This is a genomic window from Paenibacillus mesophilus, from assembly GCF_005938385.1.
GTDB lineage: Bacteria > Bacillota > Bacilli > Paenibacillales > NBRC-103111 > Paenibacillus_AB > Paenibacillus_AB mesophilus.
The window spans coordinates 207,541-226,520 of sequence record NZ_VCRA01000012.1; the positions used below are offsets into that span (position 1 = coordinate 207,541).

17 protein-coding genes are annotated in these 18,980 nt (G+C 55.6%); 9 read left to right on the forward strand and 8 right to left on the reverse strand.

Annotated elements, in window-relative coordinates; translation table 11 throughout:
• The first annotated feature begins 14 nt into the window (after window positions 1-14).
• The 3 genes from FE783_RS21815 to FE783_RS38695 all read left to right on the forward strand — a co-directional run bounded on the left by FE783_RS21815 (window position 15) and on the right by FE783_RS38695 (window position 2,715).
• Entirely contained in the window at window positions 15-869 is an 855-nt protein-coding gene (locus FE783_RS21815; RefSeq protein WP_138881507.1) for an amidohydrolase family protein, read from the forward strand.
• Window positions 870-955: 86 nt separating this feature from the next.
• Window positions 956-2,188: a peptidase T gene (pepT, locus tag FE783_RS21820; RefSeq protein ID WP_138881508.1), complete on the forward strand. Its 1,233-nt coding sequence runs from the start codon at window positions 956-958 to the stop codon at window positions 2,186-2,188.
• Between the two features lie 401 nt (window positions 2,189-2,589).
• Entirely contained in the window at window positions 2,590-2,715 is a 126-nt protein-coding gene (locus FE783_RS38695) for a hypothetical protein (protein ID WP_274381456.1), read from the forward strand.
• Window positions 2,716-2,783: 68 nt separating this feature from the next.
• On the opposite strand, the gene FE783_RS21825 is transcribed toward FE783_RS38695, so the two are convergent.
• Entirely contained in the window at window positions 2,784-3,911 is a 1,128-nt protein-coding gene (locus tag FE783_RS21825) for a PdaC/SigV domain-containing protein (RefSeq protein WP_138881509.1), read from the reverse strand.
• Window positions 3,912-4,008: 97 nt separating this feature from the next.
• Entirely contained in the window at window positions 4,009-4,245 is a 237-nt protein-coding gene (locus tag FE783_RS21830) for a DUF6953 family protein (RefSeq protein ID WP_138881510.1), read from the reverse strand.
• A gap of 210 nt (window positions 4,246-4,455) precedes the next feature.
• Between FE783_RS21830 and FE783_RS21835 the strand changes: the two genes are divergently transcribed.
• Complete coding sequence (locus tag FE783_RS21835) at window positions 4,456-5,406, forward strand: D-alanyl-D-alanine carboxypeptidase family protein (protein WP_138881511.1); 951 nt, start codon at window positions 4,456-4,458, stop codon at window positions 5,404-5,406.
• Window positions 5,407-5,455: 49 nt separating this feature from the next.
• On the opposite strand, the gene FE783_RS21840 is transcribed toward FE783_RS21835, so the two are convergent.
• The 5 genes from FE783_RS21840 to FE783_RS21860 form a co-directional block, all read right to left on the reverse strand.
• The gene (locus FE783_RS21840) at window positions 5,456-6,616 is read right to left on the reverse strand and encodes a YheC/YheD family endospore coat-associated protein (RefSeq protein ID WP_238403190.1); all 1,161 of its coding nucleotides are present in this window, start codon (window positions 6,614-6,616) and stop codon (window positions 5,456-5,458) included.
• 95 nt (window positions 6,617-6,711) lie between these two features.
• Window positions 6,712-7,872, reverse strand: a complete 1,161-nt coding sequence (locus FE783_RS21845) for a YheC/YheD family endospore coat-associated protein (protein WP_238403191.1) — start codon at window positions 7,870-7,872, stop codon at window positions 6,712-6,714.
• Entirely contained in the window at window positions 7,873-9,243 is a 1,371-nt protein-coding gene (locus FE783_RS21850; protein ID WP_138881512.1) for a YheC/YheD family endospore coat-associated protein, read from the reverse strand.
• A gap of 77 nt (window positions 9,244-9,320) precedes the next feature.
• Window positions 9,321-10,457 (reverse strand): YheC/YheD family endospore coat-associated protein, encoded by a 1,137-nt coding sequence (locus tag FE783_RS21855; protein ID WP_138881513.1) that lies wholly within the window; start codon window positions 10,455-10,457, stop codon window positions 9,321-9,323.
• Window positions 10,458-10,471: 14 nt separating this feature from the next.
• The gene (locus FE783_RS21860; protein WP_138881514.1) at window positions 10,472-11,842 is read right to left on the reverse strand and encodes a YheC/YheD family endospore coat-associated protein; all 1,371 of its coding nucleotides are present in this window, start codon (window positions 11,840-11,842) and stop codon (window positions 10,472-10,474) included.
• A gap of 788 nt (window positions 11,843-12,630) precedes the next feature.
• Here FE783_RS21860 and FE783_RS21865 point away from each other — a divergent pair.
• Genes FE783_RS21865 through FE783_RS21875 form a run of 3 tightly spaced genes read left to right on the forward strand, consistent with a single transcriptional unit; the run spans window position 12,631 to window position 15,005 of the window.
• A complete protein-coding gene (locus FE783_RS21865; RefSeq protein WP_138881515.1) occupies window positions 12,631-12,789 on the forward strand; it encodes a cytochrome c oxidase subunit 2A in 159 nt (52 codons plus the stop codon).
• 22 nt (window positions 12,790-12,811) lie between these two features.
• The gene (locus FE783_RS21870; protein ID WP_138881516.1) at window positions 12,812-13,282 is read left to right on the forward strand and encodes a cytochrome c oxidase subunit II; all 471 of its coding nucleotides are present in this window, start codon (window positions 12,812-12,814) and stop codon (window positions 13,280-13,282) included.
• Window positions 13,283-13,322: 40 nt separating this feature from the next.
• Window positions 13,323-15,005: a b(o/a)3-type cytochrome-c oxidase subunit 1 gene (locus FE783_RS21875; RefSeq protein ID WP_138881517.1), complete on the forward strand. Its 1,683-nt coding sequence runs from the start codon at window positions 13,323-13,325 to the stop codon at window positions 15,003-15,005.
• A gap of 244 nt (window positions 15,006-15,249) precedes the next feature.
• On the opposite strand, the gene FE783_RS21880 is transcribed toward FE783_RS21875, so the two are convergent.
• Entirely contained in the window at window positions 15,250-16,113 is an 864-nt protein-coding gene (locus FE783_RS21880; RefSeq protein ID WP_138881518.1) for an AraC family transcriptional regulator, read from the reverse strand.
• Window positions 16,114-16,295: 182 nt separating this feature from the next.
• On the opposite strand from FE783_RS21880, the gene FE783_RS21885 reads away from it, so the two are divergent.
• Window positions 16,296-17,600: an ABC transporter substrate-binding protein gene (locus tag FE783_RS21885; protein ID WP_138881519.1), complete on the forward strand. Its 1,305-nt coding sequence runs from the start codon at window positions 16,296-16,298 to the stop codon at window positions 17,598-17,600.
• Window positions 17,601-17,628: 28 nt separating this feature from the next.
• Window positions 17,629-18,972 carry a CapA family protein gene (locus FE783_RS21890; protein ID WP_158301965.1) on the forward strand — a complete coding sequence of 448 codons (1,344 nt, stop codon included), beginning with the start codon at window positions 17,629-17,631 and terminating at the stop codon, window positions 18,970-18,972.
• Window positions 18,973-18,980: the final 8 nt, after the last annotated feature.

Here is an 18,980-nt window from a genome sequence, read left to right on the forward strand (position 1 = left end):
GAGCGAGCGGGAATATGATCATCGATTCGCACAATCATCCGAACTATTTGAATATGAACTGCGATGCGATATTGGACAACATGCGGATGCACAATATCGACCGGACTTGGCTGCTTACGCTGGAAACGCCGGAGTTCGAATACTCGCCGGGCTACCACCGCATGACATGGGGGAACGGAGACGGGCCGATTCCGTTCGACAATTGCCTGGCCTGCGTGCAGAAGCACCCGGACAAATTCGTGCTCGGCTACGCGCCGGATCCGAGGAAGCCGCATGCGCTGGGCAAGCTGGAGGCGGCGATCGAAATGTACGGCGTCCGCGTCTACGGCGAAGTGATGCTGCGGATGATGTACGACAACCCGGACGCGGTTGCGGTTTTCCGGTATTGCGGCACAAGAGGGCTGCCCGTAATCGTCGAAGTCAATTACGGGCATGGCGGAGGCGGACCTTACGCGGCTCCGGGCTACTGGTACGGCGGAGGCATCGAAGCGTTCGAGCGGGCGATCCGGCAATGTCCGGATACGGTGTTCCTCGGACATGGTCCCGGCTTCTGGGCGCATATATCCGGCGACGATCTGTATGCGCAGCACAGCTACCCGACGGGGCCGATTGTGCCGGGCGGCAAAGTGACGGAGCTGATGCGCGCCTGCGACAATCTGTACTGCGATTTGTCGGCCGGCTCGGGGCTGAACGCGCTGACCCGGGATGCGTCTTTTACGAAGGAATTTCTGCTCGAATTCCAGGACCGTGTCCTGTACGGCAGAGATATTTGGGATAACAAGCTGCAGCAGTTTCTTCAGACGCTGGAGCTTCCGTCCGATGTGATGGATAAGATATATTTCCGTAACTCGCTTGCTCTCGTTCCTTGACAGACAGCGGACGCCGAAGCCGGTGGGACTCGATTTCCCAAGCGTCGCGCATTGAAGTACAATGGTCGTAGAAGGAGCTGAGCGACGTGAAAGACGAGATCATAGCGAGATTTGTTTCCTACGTGCAGGTGGACACCCAGTCCGATGACGGAAGTGCGACGTGTCCATCCACGCCCGGGCAATTGACGCTGGCCCGGATGCTGGTCGAGGAGCTGAAGGGGATCGGCATGGAGGAAGTGACGATGGACGGGAACGGCTACGTCATGGCTACCTTGCCCGCCAATACGGACAAGCCCGTGCCGACGATCGGGTTTCTTGCCCATCTTGACACGGCTACCGACTTTACCGGAGCGGGCGTCATGCCGCAGGTCGTCGATCGGTACGACGGAGGCGACATTGTGCTGAACGAAGCGTTGTCGATCGTACTGTCCCCGCGCGACTTCCCGGAGCTTGCCGGGTATGCGGGCCATACGCTCGTCACGACGGACGGCACGACGCTGCTCGGAGCCGACGACAAAGCCGGCATGACCGAGATTATGACCGCCATGGCTTATTTGATCCGGCATCCGGAAATCAAGCACGGCAAAGTCCGTGTCGCGTTTACGCCGGACGAGGAGATCGGCAGAGGGCCCCATCGCTTCGATGTATCCGCCTTCGGCGCGGAATACGCTTATACGATGGACGGCGGGCCGCTCGGCGAGCTGCAATACGAGAGCTTCAATGCGGCCGCCGCGCGCATTACGTGCAAGGGCAAAATCGTTCATCCCGGTACGGCCAAAGGCAAAATGGTCAATGCCGCAAAGATCGCGATGGAGCTTAACCGGAGACTGCCCGCCGAGGAAGCTCCCGAGCATACGGAAGGATACGAAGGCTTTTTTCACCTGATTTCCATTAAAGGGGACGTTGAAGAAACGAAGCTGCATTACCTGATCCGGGACTTCGACCGCGAGCGGTTTGCGGCAAGGAAGGCGGAACTGGAAAGCATCGTGCGGGAGCTCCGGGCGGTCTACGGGGAAGAGCGCATCCAGCTTGAAATCAAGGATCAATTCTACAACATGCGCGAGAAAATCGAGCCCGTCATGGAAATCGTCGATATCGCCCGGCAGGCGATGGAGAGCCTGGGCATCGAGCCGGTCATCCGGCCGATCCGCGGCGGAACGGACGGCTCGCAGCTGTCCTACATGGGCCTGCCGACGCCCAACCTGTTTACCGGCGGCGAGAACTACCACGGCCGGTACGAGTACGTCTCCGTAGACAACATGGTGAAGGCGACTCAGGTTATTTTGGAGATGGTTAAGCTGTTCGAGAGTCGGGCTTAACCACCGGGCTTTCGGGAAGCGGTACATAGAATAACACCCGGACCTCTACAAGGGGTTCGGGTGTTATTTTATTGGCGTGCGGCGAGATTTAGCGGAAATTTTCGACGTTATCTCGCTAGTTTGAGCCCTTTTCCAAATAATAGCGGAAAAAATCGACCTTATTTGGGGGTTTATCCGGCTTTCAGCGCCGTATAACGACCATAGTGGCGGAAATAAGTACAATTTCTTCCGCTATTTTTGTACCAACGTCAATTATGGCTCAGATAAGGACATTTTTTTCCGTTATACACCGAGACTCAGGTTGTGCGAACCAAAATTAATGTGCACTTAAGGTTACTTTAAGGATCGGGGGTTACATAAGCTTTATAATGTGATTATTCCAAAACGGGAGATGAGCTTCTATGAAAGCACTAAAACCGCTTCAGGCAGTAAAGTCCTTATTGTTTGGAATGATGATGGCGCTTGTTTCGATCGGTGCGTTGCCCTTTCTGATCATCCAAAGCTTCACGGAAACGTTCCTACCCTAATCCGATACAGCGGCTCTGCTTGCAAAACAACACCCGAACCTCCAAGGTCCGGGTGTTCTATGTTCTCCCTACTTTCCAAACGCATCAAAAGGTACTTCAAACTCAGGCATTCCCGCCGCATAAGGCGTGTACTCGTACTGTTCAAAATAAATGACGACCGCGTCGTTTTTTAGAAAAAACGCCCGCTCCGGCTCGATCGACTCGAACGGCGTGAGCATCGGCAAATCCAGTTCGCGGATGTGCGTGCGAATCACGTCGTTGATGATCGCCACATAGTCGGCTTTGCCTTTCGAGACTTCCTTCAGGGACAGCTGCTTACCCGTCAATAAGTCGAACGTGTAAGGCTGCCGAATCGTCAATCCGTGAGCTCCGCCCGTATAGATATAATAATCGACGTAAAGGCTGAGCCGATCTTTATCGTTGTAAGTGATCGTATAAGTACCTTCGTAGCTAACCGGCGGAATCGACAGCCGCTTGTCGCCTGCTTCGGCTTCGGCTTCCGCATTGGCGGCGGCCGCTCCGACCAGCTCGCCTTTGCCCCATTTGGCGTGGGTTTCGGCCTCTTCTTTCAGAAAAGCGTTTATCCTCCGCTGCACGTCCGCATCGGCATACCCGGCGAGTTGCGGGTAGTGGACCTTCAGCGACAGCTTGTCCCCTTCTTCCGCGATCGTACCCGTCTCAATCGTAAGAGCGTTCTCCTTGATCGTCTCGATGCCGATCACGCGCGATGCGGGATCATAGGAAATGCCGTAGCCCATTAATTCCAGCAAAAATCTTAACGGCATATAGACGGAACCGTCCTGCAAGATGGCCGGCAGTCCATGGAGCAGTTGCCCGTTCATCGAATACGTGCCGGTGTCCGCTTCCACAGTCAAAGTTCGTCCCCGTCCGCTCGCGGTAACCGTACGCGTCTCCGCGTTCCATCCGGTCGTGAGGCCGAGTCCCTCGTTTAACGAACGCAATCCGATGTAAGTATCGCCGTCAACGTTGGCGGTCGGAAGCGCGGCCGATTTTCCGTCGATGACTATCGTTTGCGAGACGATCGCGAGCGGGCTGTACGCTTCCGCCTGCACACGGACAGGCGATAGCCCGACGGCGGCCGGAGCGGTGACGATCATAACCCCCGCACAAAAAGCGAGCAGCGCGCCGCGTCTAGTCCGCTGCGCCGCATGGGTCAAGCTTCTTTTCAGCTTCATCTGTTCTCCTCCTTACCCGTACGGACCAAACGCCCCATACTTCCATTTACCCCAAATAGACGTACCTCAAGCAGCTCCGGTTCGATCCGCCCGATTCTCAAGTCCATCCCCAGAAGAAGCCGTCCCGGTCCCAAGCGATTTTGCCGTTATGCAGCTTCCGGAACGCTTTCTTCACTTCTTTGGACAAGGACGGATTTCCATTCTCGTTTACATAGACAAAGGCTTCTCCAAAATGGGCGCGAACGTGGGCGATCGCTTCGCTCTGGTATAAAATGCCTCTAAATTTAATCTCTTTCACCATCCATTCGGCAACTTCCTGTGCCGTAACTTCCATGTATTAATCGCTCCTTCTTCAGTTAAGCTCCGCTCGATCATTCCTTTATTGTAAAACGGGAGGATGTGCGACACAAGAGCATCGTCTCCATGCTGCGGCTTGAGATAACTTTAGGGAACGTTAAGAAAAAGTTAACGATTTCTTTCCTTACGGTTAAACATTGTCCCTTACAATGGGCTAACCGATACCGCAGGAAAGGATCGTAACGGAATGAAACGATTCGTTATTGGAGCGCTCTGCATCGCCCTTTGCTTCGCCGCCGCCGTCACTCCGGCAGGAAAATCGATAGCCTCGACCGTCTGGAGCCGGGTCAGCCGCTCCTTCGGCGGAGCGGGCCTAGATATTCAGGCCACGCATGCGCTTGTTATCGATGCGGCCACGGGAACGGTCCTGTTCGCCAAAAACGACAGGGAGCGGGCATACCCGGCCAGCACGACGAAAATATTGACCGCTCTTATCGCACTGGAGATAGGCAAGCCGGACGAGCTTGTAACCGTCGGGGCGGAAGCGAGGCCGGAAGATCCGGAGGAGAGCCGGGCCGGTCTGCGGCAGGGCCAGCGGTTAAAGCTTTACGATCTGGTGGAGGCGGCTTTGCTGCCTTCGGGCAACGACGCCGCACGGACGCTCGCCGTCCATATCGCCCGGAAGACGGCGGGCAACCCGAACCTTAGCACGGCCGAAGCGCAGGAGGAGTTTGCCAAGCTGATGAACAAGCGGGCGAAAAAGGCCGGAGCGACCCATTCCCATTTCGTGAATCCGAGCGGGCTGCACGACCCGGACCATTATTCGACGGCGCGCGATCTGGCGCTGATCGCCAAAGCGGCGATGGAAAACGAACGGTTCCGCCAAGCGGTACAAGCAACCGGCTACGAGGCTGTAGCGGTAAACGGCACGGGCGGAGCAGCCGCGAAGCTGTCCTTGTCCAATACGAACCAACTGCTTCAACCGGACAGCGCCAACTATTTCAAAGGCGCGAACGGCATCAAAACCGGGTTCACCGACCAGGCGGGCTATTGTCTCGTCTCGTCCGTTGCGAGGGACGGCAAAAAAGTCATTGCCGTCGTGCTACAATCCACCGGCAAGGATGTGTATCCCGATGCGGCCAAGCTGCTGACGCACGGACTGGGGAAGGCGGCTCCGGCGTCCGGCAAGCCCCGATAAAAACGACAAGCCGGAAGCAGGCGATATGCCTCTTCCGGCTTGCGGCGCTCTAGCGTCCCGACAGCTCTCTTCGCTTTCTCGGCACGGAAGTGCGCCTTCCTTTCTTCTTCGTCTCGGCGGTTCCGCTTTTGTGCTGCTTATACAGCCACAGAGCGTACTCGACCGGACGGGATATCGCCTTCTCGTAGGTCTCTTTTTCCCCGATGCGGGAAAACACTTCGCGGGCCGGCTTCGGATTCAGCTCGAGCAGCCAGGGGTGGCCGTCCGGATCGATCGCGATGTCGATGCCGAGCTCGCACAGCCGGCCGAAATGATTCTCGACCGTTTGGGCGACGTCAAGGCCGAGACGGTACACTTCTTGGCGGATCGACTCAATTTTGTCTTCGGACGAGAACCGGCGCCGAAGCAGATCGGCCATCGGGTGCGCCTGGCCGCCGCCGTGCAGGTTGGATGTGATGCTTGTTCGGGGACCGATGCGGCCTGCACAGCCCGTCACTTCCCACTCCCCGTTTCCGTTCTTCTGAACCAGCAGCCGGTAATCGTGCACGCGTCCGTCCGGCAGCTTGTTGCGGATGCCTTGCTGGATCAAATATTTGTTGATCAAGCTCCGGTTCGAAAGAAGTGCCGGGAGCATCTTGGCGGATACGAGCTTCGGAGCGACGATTTGCCGGTTCATTTCCCGGCCCTGCACGAGCACTTTCCCGTTCCGCTGCATGTCGAACCGCAGGATGCCGCGGCCTCCCGTTCCGTTAATCGGCTTCACGTAGACGCGCCGGTGCACCCGCAACTGCTCCAGCAGCTCGTCGTGATCGGTATATACGCGGGTGGACGGCAAAAAGGGGCGAATGCTGGCGGACTTCGCCAGAAACTGATGCATGCCCCATTTGTTCGAAATCGGTCGATTCATATAAATAAGCCGCGTGTACGTTTCCCGGAACCGGCGGAACGCTCGGAAGAGCTCCGATTCCTTGTACCGGCACCGGTCGTATATCAGCGCAGGAAACGCGGTCCACCCCCGGGTCCATTTGCCGGAGGCGGTGTCGTATAGATGCGCGTGAATGCGGTTTGTTTTCGCATTGACGTCGAGAGGAGTGAATACGAACGCCCGTAAACCGAGTTTGTTCGCCTGTACGATCAGCTTGCGAAAGTAGCTTCGCTCCTCCATATCGTTAATCGCTATGGTCATAATGCCGAGCGCTGGTTCCGCCAAAGTTGGATCACCTGCTTTATGGTAGCTTACAGCCCTGCGAACGGACGATGGGGAATATCCGGACGTTTAGGTCCGGATTCGCCTCGCATGTTAGGCTAATTCGTATAGCCTATCGGAACTCCGCCTGTTTTGGCCTGATTCGTCCGGATCAAGTAGAGGGAGTATTGCACGATCCGCTCCAACGATTTTTTGCGGATGTGCGGTTCGTCGAATTTCATAGGTTTGGAATTGGCTTCGAAAAACCAGATGCCGCCGTGAATGTCGACGCCCATATCCATCGACATTTCTCCGAGCATATAACCCGATTTCTTCTCGACTTGCCGGGCGATCGCAAGAGCGGCTCTGCGCGCCCGCTGCATAATCCGTTTGGCCCCCTCGGTGCCGAACCCGGCCGCTAGCAGCTTCTCCGGATCGTCGATCGAGCCTCCGCGCGGCACGTGCGTCGTGATGCTGAGCTTGCCGGCGAGCCTGGCTCCGATACCCGTAACGTCCCATTCCCCTTTGTACGTTTTTTGCACGAGCAGACGCAGATCGAACTGACGTTTTTTGTACTTGACGATCGTGACGCCCTGCTGGGCGATATAGTCTTCATGACCGATTTCTTCCTTGACTTTCGCCCATAGCAGCGAAAATTTCGGATACTTGTAGACGACGCTTCCTTTCGTTTCCTGAATGCTGAGCGCATACTCCGTTCTCCGGTCCAGCCGGCCGAAAACCCGTTCCACCTTCATGATGCCCTTGCCCGCTTTGCCGCTGATCGGCTTCATGTAGACGGACGAATGCAGCTTCAACAGTCCTTCGAGCTCCGTGCTGGCCGTCATTCTGCGAGTCGCCGGAATGTATTTGGCCGTCGTCTTCGCTTTGTTCAGCCATTCGAACAGCGACCACTTGTTGAAGAAGGTCGGGTTGAACAGCCGAACCTGCGAATGCTTCATAATAGCCTGCAGCGTATGCTGCACCTCGGGCAGCGCTTCGTCCTCGCGAAGCGGAATGCGGTTGTAGAGGACGTGCGGAATACCGATGATTTGCTGAGTAAATTGTTTCGCCACCGGGTCGTACATATATCCGATCATTTTTTTATGCTTCGGCTTTAAATCTTTGACCGTCACTACGCACACGGAGACGCCCATCTCCGAACCGGTCTTGATCAGGTCGATGAAATTGTTGCGGTTGCCCCGGAACAATTCCTCCGGATCGTCCATGGTCAAGATGCCGAGCAGCGGCCGGTGAAACGCCATTGAAGAGGTAATCTCCACTTACGCCTCCCTCCTCGCTCTGAATCTCCCCAAATACATGCTGTGCTCGAATATGAGTTCGAGCGAAGTTTTGCCTTGGGACTTCAAGGAGGGGTGCTTGAATATGGAACGTCCCGGTTTGGAATTGGCCTCGAACATCCAGATTTGCTCATCCTGGTCGATCCCGATATCGAAACCGAGCTCGCCCAGGATGTGCGGGCTGTTCTTCTCGATCGACTCGGCAAGCTTGATGGCCGCTTGCTTGGAGTTTTGCAGAATCGCGTCGGCCTTGCTGCCGAAAACGCGATCGAGCACCTGCTCCGGCGTCATAATTTGCCCGCCGTTCTTCACATGCGTCGTTACACTCCCTTTCCCGGCCTTCTTCGCCCCGATTCCGGCGACGACCCATTGGTTCTGGCCGTTCTTGTGCAGGTGGAAGCGGAAATCGATCGGGCAGTTGTCGATTTCGATCAGCCGGATCCCTTGCTGCACGACGTAATTGCGCAGTCTGCCGCTTCGCGCGTTCAGCAAATTCATCAAGCCGGAAAACTGGGAGAAGCGGTACAGCACGTTTTTGCCGCCCCGGCGGAAGCGGGCGAAGTACCCGCGCTTCGGATGATACGTCAACCGGTAAATGCCGATGCCGAGACTGCCTCCGGTCGGCTTCAAATAGACGAACCGGTGTTTATCCAGCATCTCGCGCACCCGCTCGGGCGTCGGGTTCAGATGCGATTCGGGTACGTGCTTGAACGCTTCCTTGTCGCCGTCGAGCAAGTTGTAAACATCCGATTTGTCGAAGAAGCTCCAGTTGAACAGCGGGATGCCGCGCCGGACGAACCGTTCCTTGAAGTTTTCGATCGACAGCGATTTTTCCGCCTTGCGGCTGGATAGACGGTTATAGACGACATCGGGCAGCGGGACGGTTTTGCGGATCCAACCGCTCTCGGTCGGAAAATATCCGACTACGGTATCCGTCGTCCAGTTCACGTCCGACGGCATAAAGGCGAAAAAGAACGATTTTTTGCTGCCCGGTCTAATGTAATCCTTCAACAGCGAGGAGCGCGAACCGAACGGCTGGGCGGCATTTGCCGTAGAAGCATTGGTTAATATCCCGACGAGCGGTCCCAGCTGGATTTCTCTCGGACCGTTCGATACGGCCATGCATGTTCCGCTTCGCGGCACGAGCAGCTGGTTTTTGACGGTAACCGGAATGTACAGATGGATGCCGGGTTTTTTTACGATTTTGATCGGAGCGGATACCGCCTTGCTTCCCATTTTGAGTGTCACCGGCTTCGTTCCCGTCAACTGCAACGACTTCATCAGCGCGGAGCTGACGTAGACCGTCCTGTCGGTTCGCGCCGCGAAATGGATTGTACACATTGTCAAACTCATGAAGTTACCCTCCTAAAAGGTTGCAAGAAGCTTGGATGGCATCGGAAGCGTCCGGTGAAGCGACCGGTCGTGCCGGCTCACAATCGGCCGAGGCGCTCGCTTCGGCTGTCGAGCATAAATTTGGCGTACAGCATCGGGTTGCGTATCGAGGCGAGCCGGACCCGCTCGTCGGACAGCGACGCGAACGCGGACCGCCCGGGCTTCGAATTCGCTTCGAGCACCCATACTTTTCCTTCCGCATCGATGCCGAGATCGACGCCCAGCTCCGCCAGACGGCCGTGGTACTGTTCCAGCACTTCGGGAACGCGCAGGGCGATATCGTGAGCCGTTGCCGCAATAGCCGCAGCTTGCGTCGGGCCGTACCTGTCGCGCAGAAACGGTACGGTTTCTTCCGCATGACCGCCCCCGTGCAGATTGGACGTCACGCTTCCCGGAGCGCCTTGACGAACCGCCATGCCGGTCAGCTCCCAGCAGCCTTTGCGGTTCTTTTGCACGAGTGCGCGGATATCGAATGCGTCCCCACCTTCGGTAGTTAGAGTCAAATACCGCTGAATCAAATATTTGCGTCCTGACGTAAATTGTCCGATCCATGCAAGCATACGGCTCTTGGAGCGGAATTGGAGCCGTACGGTCTCGTTTCTGTACGTCCGTCCTTTGGCGATGAACCCGTCCGGCGTTTCCGCAAGGTGAAGCACGCCTTTGCCCTGACTGCCGCCGTGCGGCTTCAGAAACAGCTCCCCCTTCTCGTCAAGCCAGCGGACGATATCGTCCTTATGCTCCAGCAGCTCCGTCTCGGGGACGTGAGGCTTCAGCGCCTCATCGCGCATCATCATCTGGTGGACGTTCCATTTGCCCTTCAGACCGTATCCGAGAAAGCGCGTTCCGCTAGACGCCATCAAGCGCCGGATCGGTTCCCGATAAGCGGCGTATACTCCGGGGTTCGAGTAGAAGCAGCGGTCGTATACGGCATCCGGAAACGGGAAAAAACCTTTTTCCCAACGCTTCGAGGCTGCGGCATAAGCGTATCCGACCACCCGGTTGCGGTCCCAATCCAGCCTGTGCGGGAAAAAAACAAATACGTCCAATCCGAGCTTCCGTCCGATCCCCGTCAGCCGCCGGTAATAATCTTTTTCCGCAAAAGGCGGTTCCCCGGCCTTCGGGCATACCATGATGCCGACGGTTTGCGCGTTCCGCCGCTCGTTTCTCGTTATCATCGGTCTCACCTTCGTTAAAATCCGGCCAAATAACGGGCGTACAGCACCGTTTGTTTGACGGAAGGGCGGGTTGCGCCTTCGGCAAGCGGCGTTCCGTCGTTTTTGGACGGTTTGGAATTGACCTCAAGCAGCCATACTTTCCCGTTCGTGTCGACGGCCAAGTCGACGCCCAGTTCCCCGAAATGCCCCTTCACTTGCGTCTCGATACCTTTCGCGATATCGAGAGCCGCTTTGCGCAGATGGGCGGCTGCGGAACGCTGCTGAACGGCGGTCAAATTCGTTTTGGCCAGCGCTTCTTTCACCCGGCTGAGCGATCCGCCGCGCGCCAAGTTCGACACAAAGTGATTGCTCCCGGCAATGCGCGCCACTACCGAAGTGACGCTCCACGCTCCCGTATTGTTCCGCTGGACAAGCGCGCGGAAATCGACGGGACGTCCGCCGGTTTCGATCAGATGCAGCCCTTGCTGGATTTGGTACCGCCGCTGCTTCAGCTTGCTTGCGATGGAAGAGAACACGGCTTCGATCGTAGGGAACGATTGCCGGATCGTTCCGTTCAAGCTTGTCGTCTGGCACGAATACGACTGATTGCCCGAGCGGCTGATCCGGATAATGCCCTTCCCCAGGCTGCCGGTTATCGGCTTCAGGAAGACGACCGGGTGGCGCGACGTCATCGATTTGAGCATCTGGAAATTTTTGAACAGGTATGACTCCGGCAAGTACCGGGTAAGCGAAGGATCCTGCTTGAGCGCGTCGAATACGTCGGTTTTGTCCAAGTATTTCTCGTTGAACACGGTCGTCCCGTAGCGGGATTTTACATCCTTCATGAAATGCTGAACGCTGGGATTGTTCTCCAGCTTCCGGGTCGTGAGCCGGTTGTAGACGACGTCCGGGATCGGAAAACCGGATTTGCGCCACCTTCCGTAATAAGTCCAGCCTTCGATATGCGGATGGCCGGAAGGGATATCCTCCACAGTGAAAAAATAGACGAATGCGCCATGTGATTGGCAAGTGTCCACCAGCTCTTTGCAAAAGGCGGTGTTCGATCCGAACGGACGATCCGGGGAACCGGAGTACACGCGGCTCATCATGACGCCGATCAGAGGACCGAGCTCGATCGTTTTGCTGCTCGCCTTATAGCGGATGCTGATTTGGGCGCCGTGATGGAGACCCAGCTTGCGCGCGAACGATTCGCTGATGCGGAGGCCGTCTAGATGAGAGGCGGAGACGACCTTCACCTGATGCTTGGATGCGCCGTATCGGAGCGTTACGGTTCCGCCGGACGGGATTTTGTGCGATCGTGCCGCACGCTCCCCGAGCACCAGCGTTTGATCTTGAAGCAGGCCGCCCATGCCTTGCACATGGATTGTCAGTTTCGTACTGGTCATGGTGTGTCTCCTTTAGAAGCGCCATCCTGCGATTTCTCGTGTTTCCATAGACTACTCACATCATATGAGGACATATATCCCTTGGTGAATGAATGGACGGGGAATGGCGGGAGGGGACTAGACGAAACGAACAGTTTTTTGCGGCGGGCTTGTGCGGGGGGAGGCAACTCGGAGGAGCTCAAAAGGGAGTGGGGACTGAGGCGGAAAGTACGGACAGCACGACTTCAACGGGCGGCTGCTCCCTCCAACGATTCCCCTGATCGCTTTTAGCGGAACTGTATTCCGTTAAGTTGGATATTTCGCGGCATTTCTCGGTTATAGCGGAACTATGGTACGTAAAACCATTCATTTTTTGATTCGATGGCGGGAAAAAAGCTGAATAACGGAATGTAGTTCCGCAATTTTGGCAGTGTACTTGTTTTAGCGGTCAATAACGGAATGCAGTTCCGTTGTTTATCGATAGCCGCCGTCCTATCCGGCAACCAGCCCTTCGATCCCTCATCAAAGGGCTTCGTTGAAGCCGCGAGTCCTTCGATCCCCGATCAAAAGGCTTCATGAATCCAAGCCCTTCGATCCCGTTCGAAGGGCTTTTTCGCATGCGCAAGGACGAATGCCGCAAGATGAGGACCGTTAACAAATTGTTCACCGTTTGCAGAGCCGCCGGGTGATCTAAATCACAGTTGCTTCCGCCGCGGACCGATACAATAACAGCATAAAGACGCTAATATCCGCGCGGACATGCGGATTATGTCCTTACTATCGGCCGTGAGAGAGAGGGGGTTATCCTGATGGCGAAATCGGCATCAGACAAGACGAACAAAGATCGAGCCGGGGAACACGGGAGCGAGCCGTCATTGAAAGGAACGTTTGCGGCGGTCATGCTGCTAGGCGCATTCCTGCTCGTATCCTGGCTCGGCGTATTCGTCCTTTATATGGCCAGAAACTAATGACGAAAAGAGGTTGACCCGCATGCATATTCACCGCTTGGAGAAAATTTGGCTGACGTTCGGCTTTTCAATGCTTGCCGTGTTCTTGATCGTCCTGGGCATTATGGCGTTTTCGATGGGACTTACGACTCCCGGCAGCCATCGCCATGCGATCGATCCCGCGAAAGTGACCGAGACGGCACCGTTCGATAAACCTATTCTGAAGAAGGTCGGGGACAACGAGTATGAAGCGATCATGACCGCATTCGCTTACGGTTACGCTCCGACTACGCTGGAAGTGCCCGCAGGTGCGACGGTTCATTTTACGATTACGTCCAGTGACGTCGTGCACGGCTTCGAAATTCCCGGAACGAATGTCAACATGATGGTGCTGCCGGGCGAAGTGAACCATATCTCGCATACGTTCAAAAAAGCCGGCGAATATTTGATCTTGTGCAACGAATATTGCGGCACCGGGCACGAATTTATGAAAACGACTCTTGTTGTGAAATAACGGACCGGTTCTCGTGTCCGTATAAAGGACGGCGATTGGAATGACTACGGCTACTATTACGGCTGCTTCTAAGGCAACACCCCAAACGGAACGGTTCGACCGCCGGGACGGATCTCTCGTGCTCGCCCATATTTTGTTCGCTTTCGCGGCGCTGTTCTTGGGCGGCATCGCCGGCGTTCTGCAAGGGCTCGTGCGCGGCGGGATGATCGAGCTGCCCGCGGGAATCGGCTATTACCAGCTGCTGACCGCCCACGGAGTGCTGATGGCGCTCATTTTCACCACGTTCTTCATTATCGGCTTTCTATACTCGGGGCTCTCCAAGACGCTCGGCGGACAACTGCTGCCGATATCCCGCCGGATGGGCTGGGTCGGATTCGGTCTGATGGCTCTCGGCACCGTGATCGGCACGGTCGTCATTCTGCTGAATCAGGCGAGCGTCCTGTACACGTTCTATGCGCCGCTCAAAGCATCCCCGTTCTTCTACATCGCCTTGGCGCATGTCGTCGTAGGCAGCTGGATCAGCGGGCTCGGAATGTTCTACAACTATCGGTATTGGAAGAAGACGAATAAAGGCAAAATGTCGCCGCTGTTCTCCTTTATGGCGGTCGCGACGATGATCATGTGGCAAATATGCACGATCGGGGTAGCGATCGAAGTGCTGTTCCAGCTCATCCCTTGGTCGTTCGGCTGGGTCGATACGATCAACGTGCTGCTGAGCCGTACGCTGTTCTGGTATTTCGGCCATCCGCTCGTCTACTTCTGGCTGCTGCCGGCCTATATATGCTGGTATGTCGTCATTCCGAAAATTATCGGCGGCAAAATATTCAGCGACGCGCTGGCCAGACTTTCGTTCATGCTGTTCATCTTATTCTCGATTCCGGTAGGGTTTCACCACCAGCTGATGGAGCCGGGGATCAGCCAGTTCTGGAAATATTTGCAGGTCGTGCTTACGTTCATGGTCATAGTTCCTTCGCTGATGACGGCTTTCTCGCTGTTCGCTTCGTTCGAGCTGTACGGCAGATCGAAGGGCGCGAAAGGGTTGTTCGGCTGGTTTAAATATTTGCCGTGGAAAGACGTCCGCTTCTTCGCACCGTTTATGGGTATGCTCATCTTCATCCCGGCCGGCGCGGGCGGCATTATCAACGCGAGCCATCAGATGAACGCGGTCGTGCATAATACGCTTTGGGTAACCGGGCACTTTCACTTGACCGTAGCGACGAGCGTAGCGCTTACGTTTTTCGGCATTACGTATTGGCTCATCCCGGCGATAACCGGACGCACGTTAACGAAGCGCATGAACGGATGGGGAATTGTTCAAACTATATTATGGTGCGTCGGTATGTTCTTCATGTCGGGGGCGATGCATACGGTAGGCTTGTTCGGTTCGCCGCGCAGAACCGCCTATACGACTTACGGCGACCACCCGGACGCGATCTTGTGGATGCCGTACCATGTGGCGATGGCGATCGGCGGAACGATTCTTTTCGTAGCGGTCGTCATCATGATCGCTAACATCGTAGGCTTGCTGCGCGCGCCGAAGGGCGACACCGAGTATCCGATCGGCGAAGTGGCGGAGACGGCGGAGAAAACGCCTGCCCTGCTTGAACGCTGGGGTGTGTGGATCGGCGTATGCGTCGTACTTATCATCGTCGCTTACACGATCCCGATCATGGATATGATCGGTAACGATGTACCGGGTTCGCCGGGGTATAAGATGTGGTAAAGATAAATAAGGCTGTCGCGCGAGTCATGAGGATGACTTCGGGACAGCCTTTTTGTTCGTAGCAAAGCTTCACTTTGTGGGGCTATCTTGTATCGGGGGCTCCCCCAGAAGTAATAACAATAGCTTTTATCGATGCAATTCGGCGAAGTACATTCGTGTTTCAGTTGAAGCTATTGTTGCGAGAGCAGCAAAGCTGCTCCGACGGAATAAGCTACGAAGCGGTTCTTCACTTCTGGGGGATCGGTCATCGGTGCATCTTCCGATACTGCAAAGGGGAAGCGAAAGCCAGCTTCTTGAACGTTTTGTAGAAATGCGCCAAATTGTCGAACCCGACTTCCTCGGCGATTCGGATGACGTTCCGGTTCGTATCGCGGAGCAGCTTCTGCGCTTCCATAATTCTGACGGCGGCAATGTAATCGACGAACGAGAATCCCGTCATCGTTTTGAACAACCGGCTTAAATAGTAGGGGCTCGTCGTAAACTTCTCGGCCAGCATGCCGAGCGTCAGCCGCTCCGTATAGTGCTGCGTTATATACTGCATCGCTTCGGTTATTTTCGGATGGAGCGATTTAGGGTCCGAAGCGGGATTCTCCAAGCGCTTCTCGTTGCAGCGGATCGCGAATACGAGCAGCTCCGCAAGCAGCGCCTCGATGCAGAGCAAATAATTTCTGCGCCGGTCGCGATATTCCTCGATCATTTTATGAAACAGCTCTTCGACGAATTTTTGTTCATGAACGGGCAAGGAAAGTACAGGCGAGCCGGCATGGAAAGGGGACAGCGGGTCCTGAAGCAAATGCTGCCTGGCGTCGAACAAATTCGTTTTGAAATAGACGAGCACTCTTTCCCGCTCCAGGCGGGAGGTCGATGTCGCCTTGTGCAGCTCGTACCGGTCGATAAACAGCAGATCGCCTTTGCACACCCGGTACATTTTGTCCTTTATAAAATAATTTTTCTCGCCCGCCATCGAGTAATAAATCTCGTATCCATCGTGAAAATGGGCTTCCTTCATATGATGATCGGAGCTGAATTTGTTGCGCGCGATTGTAAACGTTTCCGTGAATTTTTCCGCTCCGTCTTGCTGCGGCGAATGGTTCGACCTTTCCGGCATAGTACGGTCCCCCCTTACCTTTAATCATAGCAGTACGCTTTTCGGAATAGTAGCAAGATTTGCGATTTTTTTTGGAGCGATAGCAAAATAGCGGAAAGAACGTTCGGTGCATTCGCGGTATACTGATTTTTGAGTAAGCGCTGTCATAATCAGGTTAATCCATCTTCTTCGGGGGGTGTAACATGAAGAGAAGAGCGACCGTGTCCGTTATGCTTATCGCGATGGGCGCAACCGTATGGGTAGGCTGCAGCAGCGGGAAGCCGCCGGCGTCGGATGGACCGCAGGCGGTCCCGGCCGAGACCGCAGCACCCGTAACCTTGATGATGTTGGATGGAAACGGACTGAGCGATTCCGATTTCCAGGTGATGTTCGTCGACCCGATCAAGAAGAAATACCCGCATATTACGGTGAAGAAGACGGCTACGACGAATATCAACAACCTGATCGCGGCGGGGGAAACGCCCGATCTCATTACGACCCATAACGGAAACTTCGGCCCTTATCAGGATCTCAAGCTGATGTACGATTTGTCGGAACTGGCGAAGCTGTACAAATTGGACGTGAGCCGCTTCGATCCGGTAGTCGTTCAAGCAATGGCCGTGACGGGGCCGACGGCGCTGAACGCCGTTCCGTACGCGTTGAATTTCAGCGCTTTGTATTACAACAAAGATTTGTTCGACGCGTTCGGCGTCGCCTATCCCAAGGACGGCATGACCTGGGACGAGGCGATCGAGCTCGGCAAAAGAATGACGCGCAAACTGGGCGATACGCAAATTCGCGGGCTCGATCCCTACGCGGTCACGCGGTTTCAGCGCATATTGGGCAATACGTTCTACGACACCAAGACGAATAAAGCCACTCTGAATACACCGGAATGGAAATCGATCTTCGAGCTGTCCAAATTGATCATTTCGATTCCCGGCAACGAATGGACGGACGCCGAATTGAAAAACTCGATCAGTCCGGACACCAACTTCCACACGAAGCGAATATCCGCCATGTACGGCGGCAACAACATGACTTCGAAGCTGGAGGAGCCGACCAAGAACGGGCTGAACTGGGATGTGGCGCAATATCCGAGCCTGCCTTCCAGACCTAACGTATATAACGATATCGATGCGCATTTGACCTTCATCACGAGTACGAGCAAGCATAAGGACGAAGCGATGAAGGTGCTCGTCGAGCTCGTGTCGGATGAGACGCAAATGAATTTGGTGAGAAAGACGGCGCGGAAGTCGCCTCTCTCCGATAAAAAATTCGAAGTTGCCTTCGCGGCCGACCTTGAATTTGCCAAAGGGAAAAACCACGCGGGGATGTTCAAAAGCAAAATGATCAACTCCCCGGTACGTCCCCGGTATACGACCGAGGCGAGCAATTTACTTAAAACGGCATTTTATGATTATTACAAAGGCAAGGATGTCAACACGGCATTAAGAGAAGCCGACGAGAAGCTGAATCAGTTTCTCGCGACCGAAGCGGCGAAATAGTCGGATGGAACGAGAGGAGAGAAGTGGAGTGAAGGCGGATTGGAACCTTGGGGTGTGGACCCCGGAGACGAGTGGGGGAGACGTCCTCGCGGTAGGGAACGGCCGGAAGGAGGGCGCGGAGAAGACGGTGCGTCTTACGATCGGGTCGGATTGGCTTCCATCGCGCGGTTATGAACTGAAGAGCGGGGACGACCCGCTATCCGTATACGGAGATCTTCTGCCGCTTCTGCGCAATAGCGATCTGAATGTGATCAACGTGGAAACGACTCTCGGCTCCCACGGCCAGCCGATCCCGAAGGCGGGACCGAATTTCCGGGCCGAGGAAAGCGCCGTCCGATCGTTGACGGCGGTGCCCTTTCATATTGCCTGCATGGCGAACAACCATATTATGGACTACGGTCCGGAAAGCTTGCGGCGGACCCTCGAGGTGCTGCGCGAAGCGGGGCTGAAGACAGTAGGCGCGGGCCTTACCGGCGAGGAGGCGGCGAGGCCGCTGCATATCGAGATCGGAGGCATTACCGCGGCAATTATCAATTGCGGAGAAGGCGAGGCTTGCTGCTCTATCGATAACGGTCCTGGTGCCAACGGCTTTAAGCTTCCCGAGTTGACCCGGCAAATTCGGCATGAGAAGACGCGGTCGGATCATGTGCTAGTCATTTTTCACGGGGGGAGAGAATACGCGCCGATGCCTCCCGAGTATGTGGTGGACGGCTTGAGGGAAATGGCCGAGGCGGGCGCATCGGCGGTTATTGCCCACCATCCGCACGTGCCACAAGGAATCGAGATCCATAACGGCGTGCCGATCGTGTACAGCCAAGGCAACTTTGTATTCTGGCAAGACGATGACGCTTTCTATAAGCATACCGGTTATTTGGTTCACCTTGACGTGCATAAGTCGGGCATCTCCAAGCTGGAGATCAGTCCGTATGTCATCGAGCGAAATGGCCTGTCTCTAATGACCGGGCAGTTGAAAGCCGGATTTCTGCAGACGCTGCGCACCGTATCGGAGCTGCTCGCCGATCCGCATTCGGTACGTGCCGTATGGAACGCGTTCGTCGACAGCGTCGGCCTGACCGGGATGAAGCGCAATCTGGAGGCTCTACTGGCCGATATGGCGGGAAATACCGAGACGAGTGCAGCGAGGCTGCACAACTTGTTTTTTACGCCGGCCCACCGGGAGTTGTTCATGAACGGTCTGAAGCGGGCTTCGCGCGGAGAACTCGGCGATTCCCCCGAATGGGCGAAAACGCTCGTGAGTCATTGGCAGAAGTGCCGGTACGACGAGGGCGTGCTGCTGTGCACGGAGACTGGACATGACGGCGGGTATTTGGAAAGCTTGCTGCAGCAAGCGCATCGGAACGGTGTAAATTAATTCGTAGA